8 protein-coding genes and 1 other RNA gene are annotated in these 9,855 nt (G+C 49.9%); 8 read left to right on the top strand and 1 reads right to left on the bottom strand.

Going from position 1 to position 9,855, the window contains the following annotated elements:
- Nucleotides 1-233 precede the first annotated feature (233 nt).
- From COY37_RS10900 to COY37_RS10880, 5 genes are all read left to right on the top strand, one after another.
- Nucleotides 234-1,169: a transketolase family protein gene (locus COY37_RS10900; RefSeq protein ID WP_286677547.1), complete on the top strand. Its 936-nt coding sequence runs from the start codon at nucleotides 234-236 to the stop codon at nucleotides 1,167-1,169.
- Between the two features lie 89 nt (nucleotides 1,170-1,258).
- Complete coding sequence (gene ftsE / locus COY37_RS10895; RefSeq protein WP_353682407.1) at nucleotides 1,259-1,948, top strand: cell division ATP-binding protein FtsE; 690 nt, start codon at nucleotides 1,259-1,261, stop codon at nucleotides 1,946-1,948.
- Between the two features lie 17 nt (nucleotides 1,949-1,965).
- Nucleotides 1,966-2,844, top strand: a complete 879-nt coding sequence (gene ftsX / locus COY37_RS10890; protein WP_286977570.1) for a permease-like cell division protein FtsX — start codon at nucleotides 1,966-1,968, stop codon at nucleotides 2,842-2,844.
- Nucleotides 2,845-3,024: 180 nt separating this feature from the next.
- Nucleotides 3,025-4,275 carry a murein hydrolase activator EnvC family protein gene (locus tag COY37_RS10885; protein WP_286677549.1) on the top strand — a complete coding sequence of 417 codons (1,251 nt, stop codon included), beginning with the start codon at nucleotides 3,025-3,027 and terminating at the stop codon, nucleotides 4,273-4,275.
- Between the two features lie 107 nt (nucleotides 4,276-4,382).
- Complete coding sequence (locus COY37_RS10880) at nucleotides 4,383-5,585, top strand: S41 family peptidase (protein WP_286677550.1); 1,203 nt, start codon at nucleotides 4,383-4,385, stop codon at nucleotides 5,583-5,585.
- Here the strand turns inward: COY37_RS10880 and COY37_RS10875 are convergent, their stop codons facing one another.
- Nucleotides 5,586-6,023: a hypothetical protein gene (locus tag COY37_RS10875; RefSeq protein ID WP_286677551.1), complete on the bottom strand. Its 438-nt coding sequence runs from the start codon at nucleotides 6,021-6,023 to the stop codon at nucleotides 5,586-5,588.
- Nucleotides 6,024-6,189: 166 nt separating this feature from the next.
- Here COY37_RS10875 and rnr point away from each other — a divergent pair, with 166 nt between their 5' ends.
- The 3 genes from rnr (at nucleotide 6,190) to ssrA (ending at nucleotide 9,330) form a co-directional block, all read left to right on the top strand.
- Nucleotides 6,190-8,289 (top strand): ribonuclease R, encoded by a 2,100-nt coding sequence (rnr, locus tag COY37_RS10870; RefSeq protein ID WP_286977569.1) that lies wholly within the window; start codon nucleotides 6,190-6,192, stop codon nucleotides 8,287-8,289.
- A gap of 72 nt (nucleotides 8,290-8,361) precedes the next feature.
- Nucleotides 8,362-8,829: an SsrA-binding protein SmpB gene (smpB, locus tag COY37_RS10865; RefSeq protein WP_286677553.1), complete on the top strand. Its 468-nt coding sequence runs from the start codon at nucleotides 8,362-8,364 to the stop codon at nucleotides 8,827-8,829.
- Nucleotides 8,830-8,997: 168 nt separating this feature from the next.
- Nucleotides 8,998-9,330: a transfer-messenger RNA gene (gene ssrA / locus COY37_RS10860) on the top strand.
- Nucleotides 9,331-9,855: the final 525 nt, after the last annotated feature.

Below are 9,855 nucleotides of genomic sequence, written 5' to 3'. Positions count from 1 at the left end.
AGTGAAGAATCTAGAGAGCAGGGGCGAAGTGAAGAATCTAGAGAGCAGGGTCTAGAATGAGGGTCCGCTAGATGTCATTCTGAACGAAGCGATAGCGAAGTGAAGAATCTAGAGAGCAGTAAGCATTATTAGAAGTAAAAGCGTCTAAGCTTAGATAAAGCGTACCTATAGAAGAAGGTTTTAGCTGACAGCTGAATGCTGAGAGCTTCTTAGCTATTAAAAAAGGAAATAAAATGTCGGAGAAAAGAGCAACACGCGAAGCGTACGGTGAGGCCCTGGTCGAGCTGGGGCATGAGTTTTCAAACCTGGTTGTGCTTGAGGCGGACCTTGCCAAATCTACCACGACCATGAAATTTAAGAAGGAATTTCCCGAGCGGTTTTTTGATTGCGGTGTAGCCGAGCAGAATATGATGGCGATGGCGGCCGGCCTGGCCACGACCGGGAAGATTTGCTATACGGGCTCTTTTGCCATGTTTGCGACGGGGCGCGCCTTTGAACAAATTCGCAATACGGTCTCATACCCTAAATTAAATGTGAAAATATGTCCGACGCACGCCGGCATAACGGTCGGCGCAGACGGCGGTTCGCATCAGACGATAGAAGACATCGCCCTCATGCGGGTTATCCCCGGCATGACGGTGATTGTTCCCGCTGATTTCTACGAGGCAAAAAAGGCGATTAAAAAAGCCGCACAAATCGATGGGCCGGTTTTCATCCGTCTCGGTAGGGCTACGGTTCCCATGTTGTTTGACGAGTCGTACGAGTTCGTCCCCGGCCAGGCGGTCATGCTCAAAGAAGGCACCGATGTATCCGTCTTTGCGACCGGCATTATGGTCGCGAGCAGCCTTGAGGCCGCCGAGGCCCTTGAACAGCAGGGGATCAGCGCGGAAGTTATCAATGTCTCAACGATTAAGCCCCTTGATAAAGAAACCTTAATAAAATCCGCACAGAAAACAGGAAAAGTGGTTGTAGCAGAAGAACATAGTATTATTGGAGGTCTGGGGAGCGCAGTAGCAGAGCTCCTTAGCGATACATATCCGGTACCGATGGCAAACGTGGGCATAAAGGACTTATTTGGCCGCTCCGGCGAACCCGCCGAGCTGCTCAAATATTATGGATTGACCAGCGAAGACATCTCCCAAGCGGTACAAGGTCTCGTCAGCAAGTAATACCTGCACGGACAACAGGCGAACTACCGTTAACCTTTGATTTATGCCCGGCTTTCTAGTAGGATACCGATTTTGGGAGTGATTAATCCGTGATTAAAATGAAGAACGTTTCGATGGTATATAAGGGAGCACGACGTCCCGCATTAAAGGACATCAACGTGGATATCGACCGGGGCGAGTTCGTGTTCCTGGTCGGGCCATCAGGCTGCGGTAAGTCCACATTCATACGCTTGCTTCTGCGGGAACTTGTCCCGACAAGGGGCGAGATTTTTGTCGCCAACCACGATATCGTAAACATGCGCCGCTGGCGCGTCTCTCAGCTGCGAAGAAACATCGGGTGTGTTTTTCAAGATTACAAGCTTCTACCAAACAAGACATCGGCGGAAAACATTGCGTTTGCACTCGAGGTAATAGGAAAGCCGATTCGCGTGATCAAATCGCAGGTGCCCGAGGTTTTGCGGCTGGTCGGTCTCGAAGACAAAGCAAGCAGTTACCCGGATGAGTTGTCCGGCGGCGAGCAGCAGAGGGTCTCGATTGCCAGGGCGTTTGTAAATCGTCCGGCGATTATCCTGGCCGACGAGCCGACCGGAAACCTGGATCCGGGTAACTCAAGCGATATTATGTCGCTGCTCAACAAGATCAACCGAACGGGAACAACCATCCTGGTCGCAACGCACGACCGTGAGATGGTCGACAGCATGAGGAAGCGTGTTCTCGCCCTTGAAGAAGGAACCATGATCAGAGACCAGCAGCGCGGTGTATATGGGTACGAGGAGTAAATAAAGGGGTAACAGGTATGTCGTATCGTCCTTTCTATTTTTTGAAGGAATCATTTAACAGCCTTAAGAAGAACTGGGCTATAAATATGGCCGCCATCACCACAGTGGCCCTGTCTCTGCTTGTTGTCGGCTTTTTCATGCTGGTCGCCTTTACGGTGAATAACTGGATGAAGATGACCGAGCAAAAAGTTGAAGTGGTCGTCTTTTTAAACGAAGGCGTTCCCGCGGAATCGGTCGAGGCGCTGCAATCCGAGATCATGTCCTGGGGCGAGGTAAAGAAAGTGACCTATGTATCAAAAGAACAGGCCTTAGAGCGCCTCAAACAACAATTTAAAGATACGGATATGCTTAAAATGATTGAAGGCAACCCGCTTCCGGAATCCCTTGAATTATCCCTTAAGAACCCTCAGAAGGCCGAAGATGTAGTTGCAAGACTAAAAGGCCGCTCGGAGATTGACGAAATCAGGCACGACCGTAAAACCGTCGAGAAACTCTTCGCGTTCACCAAGATGGCGCGCTGGTTTGGCGTGAGCTTTGCAGGTCTTTTGGCTTTCGCATCGCTGGTTTTAATATCGAACGCTATTCGTCTTGCGATTTACGCAAGACGCAAGGAGGTAGCGATTATGCGCCTTGTCGGTGCGTCGAATTGGTTCATCAGGTGGCCGTTCTTGTTTGAAGGAATCATACAGGGTCTGATCGGTGCCCTTATAGCGATCATACTGCTTTACCTTATTCAGGTTAGTATCATCGATAAGATAAAAGACGTCCTGAAATTTCTACCGCTAGGTTTTAGTTCACAGGACTTTTACCAGCTCATATTTGGCCTGATCGTCGCCGGCATCATGATCGGCGCGGCTGGGAGCGCCCTTGCCTTACGGCGTTTCTTGCGGGTTTAACGAACGTTTAAATCAACAGTTAATGAAATACGATGTAAAGCGGCATATGGTTTAAAGCGGCATATTATTGCGCCGATATAAAGCAGTGATTGAAGTATGGTTGTTTCGGATATATTTAGGATGCTAGCTCTGGGTTGACTTGTTATACTGGCAATGGTTAACTAGGTGTAAGGTAGAACCATGAACTTAACCACTACGCTGCGGCAAAAAATAATAGCATTAATCGTCGTTCTCGCCCTAAGCTCCCTGGTTAGTTCTGCCTTCTCTTCGGAATTGTCCACCAAGCGTAACCAACTCGGTACCGTTAAATCCACGCTTAGCCAGACCAGGCAAAAGATTCAGCAAGCCAAAAACCAGGAAGTCCAACTTGTCGGGCAAATAGAGTCGATCGATGGCACTGTTATGGCGGTTCAGAAAGAATACGATCGGCTTGATGCGGAGCTGCAAAAAGCAAGTCTCAAGCGTGCGGGGACAGAACGCCAGTTGGCCGCCCTCCAGGGGCAGTTAATAAGAACCCAGCAGGAGCTTGATTTCACCGAGGCGAAACTTTCCGACCAGAAGGGGACGCTAAATGCCCGCATTCAGAATATTTACAAGCGCGGCAACGCGGGCTTCATCGACGTTATTCTCAACTCCAGCGATTTTATGAGCCTGCTTAACCGTGTGCGTTTCCTCGAGTACATCGTTGCGCAGGATATCGATATCGTCAAGCGTATCGAGCAAACCAAAGCCGAGATCCAGGAGAAGAAGCAGCAAGTAGAGCAAGACAAAGCCGCCGTAAACTCGCAGCGCATCGAGCTGGTGGGTGTCGAGCAAAATTACCGTGCGTTGACCAATGCCAAGCTTGTGCAGAAAAACAACCTGCAGAACGAGATCAACAAAAAACAAGCTCTGCTCAACCAGATCAAAGCAAATCGGTCTGCCTATGAGCTGGCTGAAGATCAGCTTTTGGATGAGTCCTCGGCTTTGGCATCGAGGATCAGGCAGCTTGAGAAAAGCCTGGGCCGCGGGCGGGGAAGTAACACTTCATCGGAGGCCGGCGGCTCATCATCGGGGTTTGCTTGGCCTACCGATGGTTCTATGACATCACCGTTCGGCATGCGGATGCACCCGATTCTTCATACCATGCGGATGCATACCGGTGTTGATATCGGCGCTCCTTACGGCCAGAGCGTAGTTGCCGCCCAGGATGGTACCGTTATCCAGGCGGGATGGGTAAAAGGCTACGGGCAGACGGTTATTATAAGCCACGGCGATGGAATAAGCACGCTCTACGGCCACCTCTCACAGATACTGGTTTCGGAGGGCGATAGTGTGAACAAGGGCGAGACTATTGCAAAGGTCGGCTCAACCGGCCTCTCAACCGGGCCGCATCTGCACTTTGAAGTGCGAAAAAACGGCGATCCGCAAAACCCCATGAATTGGTACTAAGAAAGCAAGTAACACGGTAACCTCACAAATCTACTATTAGCTATAGCAGTAATCACTATTTTTGCTTATACTGAATCAGAAGCCATAGCTTAAATGAGGTGTAACATTTGGATAGGAAAATCCTGGTCGTAGCCGGTTTAGTTCTGCTTGTTTTAGTTGTTTTCTCTGCTTTTACGGGGGGCATGTTTCTAGGTAAGGTTTTAGAGCAACAGCGTGCGGAAAAGTATGCGCAAGAGCTGCCCTCAGCCCAGAAAGTCCAAGAAGTTCTCCAGATTATCGACCACGCATACGTTGAGCCGGTTTCCGACCGCAAACTTATAAACGGCGCCGTAGAGGGTATGCTCAAAGCGCTTGACGACCCCTACACGCATTATCTTGACGCGAAGCACACTTCTGCGTTTGAAGAAGAGATGAGCGGGCACTTTGACGGCGTCGGTCTTATGCTTAGCGAAGATAAGAGCCGCAATGGCCTGGTCGTAGCGCCGATGGAGGGAGCACCAGCCGAAAAGGCCGGCGTAAAGTTAAACGATGTCATCGTTAAAATCGGCAAGCAGTCGACAAAAGACATGGGTTCAGATAAAGCCGTAAAGCTAATCAGGGGCAAGCGTGGCACCCAGGTAACCCTTACCATGCGACGCGAGGGCGCAAAAGACCTGCTGGTATTTAAGCTCACCCGTGAGCAAATCACCATCCCGAACGTTGTAGAAAAGAAACTTAATGGAAATATCGGTTATATAAGGCTCTACCAGTTCAATGAGTCGACAACCGCCGATATCAAAAAGCATTATAACAGCTTGAAATCCCAGGGAGTAAAGGGACTCATCCTCGACCTGAGGCATAACCCGGGCGGAATTCTAACCGAGGCGGTATCGACCGCAAGTTTGTGGATACCATCAGGCCCGGTTGTTAAAATCCAGAACAGAAACGGCGACATTGATTCCAAGAATGCGGAAGGCGGCGCCGATGCAAAGATGCCCATCGTAGTCCTTATAAATAAGGGTAGTGCGAGCGCATCGGAGATTCTCTCGGGCGCCCTGCAGGATTACGGACGCGCGGTTATCGTCGGTGAAACATCATTCGGCAAGGCTTGCGTCCAGACCGTTATCAAGCTCGAGGATGGTTCTACTATCCTGTTGACAACGGATAAGTACCTCACGCCAAAGGGCCGCATGATCCAGAAAAAAGGAATCAAGCCGGACGTTGTTGTGAAGTTCGATCATAAAAACCCGAAGGACAACCAGCTGCAGAAAGCCATCGAAGTAATGAATGACGTTATTTCAGGCAAAAGGAAACTGAAACTGGCATCCTAGTTAAAACCGGTCATCGTCGTCCATTTCGTCGAAGAGCTCGGCGGGGGCTTCCTCATCGTAGCGGCCGGTTGAGAAAATCTCACGGTTGACCTTGTTGATCCTGCGGGCATCCTCTTCGATAGGGATAAGTTGCAATGTTTTTGAGTCTTCAACAAGCTCTATTGTGGTTAACCCGTTATCTTGCATGTAAAAATGTAAATAATTAAAGCTAAGGATATTTAAAAACAGGCAGCCGTTAACGACCAGGGTAGAGGTCTCGGGGCTTGAAAAGATTTTAACGACAACACCCTCACCTTGGCTAATTACGTTGCCATCGACGATATACGCGTATTTCACGCTCTCAAGCGTCTCGAGGGCACGCAACATGTCCTTCCTGTTAATCAGGATACCCTCGTTAACGATACATGGAGCAAGTGTTTCACGGTTGAAATTTTGCATAAAATAAAACCTCCAGGGTTTTGTAGGTTATTTGCTCATATTATAACAGATATGGGAAGACGTAAATACTAACCCACATAACTGGTAGAATAGAGTAAAACAATAACAAAACCAAGATAGAACTAAGATAGAGATGGGTAAAGTTGAGCGATTTGGAGCGATGGATATGCAGTTAACAAAGCAAATTATCAAGGTGATGAGTAAAAGGGGATACGTTCCCCAGGATATCGACGGTCTTGCGGAATTCTTGGAATTGCCCGGGATTGATAAGCTCGAGATAAAAAAGGCCCTCGATATTTTGGAATCCGAGGGCAAAGTGGTAAGGACAAAGAGGGAAAAGTATGCTTTACCCGGCCAGCTCGACATGGTCATCGGCGACCTCATGGCAAATAAAGCCGGCTACGGGTTTGTGCGCACCGCGATAGGGGATATCTTCGTCCCGGGAAGTAAAATGAACGGGGCCATGCACAAGGACAAAGTCGCGGTAAAAGTGAGTCGCAAGCGCACGCGTCAGGGACCGCGCAGCGAGGGCGAAATCGTGCGGGTCATCGAGCGGGCCAACGACCGCGTTGTGGGGCGCTATGAGGCACATGGCACGATAAGTCTTATCGTGCCATCCGATAAGCGCATCTTTTATCGGGTCATGGTTAACAGAAACGATGCCATGGGCGCAAAAGACGGCGATATGGTAGTCGCAAAAATCTTTGAATACCCCGACGGCAAGAAGGAAGGCCGGGGGTTGGTGACCGAGATAATCGGGGATGAGACGTCCCCGACTATTGAGATCGACGTCATCGTAAAGGAGCACAACTTAAGCACCGAGTTCTCCGGCGCGGCAATGGCGGAAGCCGAGGCGGTCCCTTCGGAGGTTGCCGCTTCGGAGGTTGCCGCACGCAAGGATTATCGCGATGTGTTTACGGTTACCATAGATGGGTTGGATGCCAAAGATTTCGACGATGCGGTAAGTATACATCGCGATGAAGGTGGCGGTCATTTTCACCTGGGTGTCCACATCGCCGATGTTTCACATTACGTCCATATCGGCAGTCCGCTCGACGAAGATGCGTTTGCGCGGGCGACCAGCGTGTATCTTGCCGACAGGGTTCTACCGATGCTCCCGCATAAACTCTCGAACAACATCTGCAGCCTCAACCCCAACGTCGACAGGTTGACCCTCTCTGTGGAAATGGTGATCGACGAGCAGGGCGAGGTTATCGACTTTGAGATACACAGAGGTGTCATAAACAGCGACTTCCGCCTGACCTACGAGCAGGTGGATCTCGCGTTTAAGACGGGAGACTATCCCGACCCCGATGTACGCGACCTGCTGGTAAATATGCGCGACTTAAGCGATATTCTTGAGAAGAAGCGCCTTAAACGGGGCAGCCTTGATTTCGAAACGATTGAGCCAAAGGTAATCTTAGATGAAAACCTTAAGCCCGTTGACGTCATCATCCGCGAGCGGACCGCTGCGACAAAGATAATCGAGGAAGCCATGATCGTAACCAACGAGACGGTCGCCGGCTTTATGTACTGGCAAGATACGCCTATGGTCTATCGAGTCCACGACAAGCCAAACGAAGAGGCGCTGGTGCAAATCGAGGAACTTATCGAGAACCTGCATTACCCCGTGCGCAAACTAAAAGGCGCCCACCCCCGGGTCATCCAGCAAATTATATCGTATGCCCACGATCGACCCGAAAAACTTTTAATAAACAACCTGCTGCTGAGAGCTATGAAGCGCGCGGTCTATACGCCGTCAAGCACGCTCCATTTCGGCTTGGCGTCCCAGCACTATACCCACTTTACATCACCCATCAGGAGATATCCGGACTTGATCGTTCACCGGTTGGTTAAGGCAACGATCGACCAGGACCTCTCCGAGCCGGGTATCGTTAACATGGTCGATAACCTCAACGACATCTGCGAGCAAAGCTCCTTTATGGAGCGCGAGGCCGACGACGCCGGGCGCCAATCTGTTGACGTCAAGCTTTGCGAACTCATGAAGGAGCACGTGGGGGAGGTATTCGATGGAACCATTACCGGCGTTTCCGGATACGGGTTCTTTGTTCAGCTTCCAAATACGGCCGAGGGTCTCGTCCATGTCAGGGGTCTTAAGGGTGACTACTATACCTATGATGAAAGCACGTTTACCCTTATCGGGCAACGGACCGGGCGCATGTTCCAGATCGGCCAAACCGTCACGGTCCAGGTGACCAACGTTGTCATCGGCGAGCGCAGAATCGATTTTGTCCTGGTTGGGTAGAGATTAGTCGGCGATATTGTAGCGGTGTAGCGTGATATAGCCGTCACATAATCGTGATATAATTGTCATATTATGAGGACGGAAAAGGTTGTAGCAACAAACAGAAAAGCATTTCATGATTTTTACATAGACGAGAAGTACGAAGCCGGGATCGAGCTTAAGGGGGCCGAAGTGAAGTCGCTTCGGGCCGGCAGGCTCAATCTGCGGGATAGTTATGCACGCGTTGAGGACAGCGAGCTTTGGGTATTTAACATGCACGTAAGCCCGTACAGCCATGCGGATAGATTCACCCAACCCGATCCCGAAAGGCCGCGCAAGCTACTGCTGCATAAGAAAGAAATTCAGCGGCTAATCGGCAAGACGAGGGAGAAGGGTTACACCCTGGTTCCTCTTAAGGTCTACTTTAACGGTCGCGGTAGGGCCAAGATAGAGATCGGTCTCGCCAAGGGCAAGCAACTGTTCGATAAGCGCAAAGACATCGCCGAGCGTACTGCAAAACGCGAGGTAGAACGCGCTCTGCGCGAACGTCAAAAAGGCTAGTAAGCAAGCGCACCCAGGGCCGCGCATAAAGGCGAATGCTCATTTACAAGAGACGCCGGATTCTCTATACTTATTCTTCAGGATATCAAATCCACCGCGCATTACATCAAAAAAATCGAGTTGATATCACGCGGCAATAATGCACTTTGACATCTACATATGGGGGCGACAGGTTTCGACTGAGGTTTTGTTTCGGCAGGAGAAGCGAGCCGAGCTCAGACAACTCGTAAAACTATCTGGAAAATATAAACGTCAACAATACAAGCGAATACGCTTTAGCTGCTTAATTGCAGCTCGCCAAACTAGAGTGCGCCCACGACTCTAGAGCGGCGTCATTGCAGTGGGCTTACCTTACCCGGACACCCATAAGGGTTTAAGGAAAATTTCATGGGCTAGCAACCGGCTTACCCCGCCTGTGGGGACGCCGCAAGCGAACCTTTAAGCGCAGGATACGCTCGTAGATGCTTCTGTGGAGATGCTTTAGGACGTGGGTTCGATTCAGAAATGGAGTCGCCTGTAGCGGTAACGCTACATGGAAAACAAGGCTTACATCGGTGAAACCTAAACTCTGACGAGTATGGCAACGCCGAGGGGTACTCTCTAGAAACTAGGTTTTTAGTTTAAAAGTGCCCTGTAGAGACTTATGTAGGAGTCCTGTCGGTATCATAAATTACCGGTAATCTATGGCTCTTACTATACGCCTTGCAACCGCATAAATACTCTGCGGTTGAAGACATAGTCCGGTCCTTTCGGAAACGTTAGGGTAGCTGTCCCACCGCCTCCACATAATGGATAATAGCCGCCTTTTCAGGTGGCTATTATTTTTTTACAAATCCCGCTTGATATACAAACATATGTTCGTTATAATATTGAATATGCAAACCTTTCATTACACCACATGCCTAAACTGTAAGAGAAGTTTTTCGGCTCCTGCACGGGAGCTAAAACGAGGCAGCGCAAAATTCTGTTCAAGGAGTTGCTCTGCCTCTTTTGGAAACAAACTGCGGCGAAAACAGGCTGTTCCAA

This window comes from Candidatus Aquicultor secundus (assembly GCF_002791875.1).
Taxonomy (GTDB): Bacteria; Actinomycetota; Aquicultoria; order Aquicultorales; family Aquicultoraceae; genus Aquicultor_A; species Aquicultor_A secundus.
Note: the sequence above shows the minus strand (reverse complement) of the source record. Positions and strands in the feature narration are given on the sequence as shown.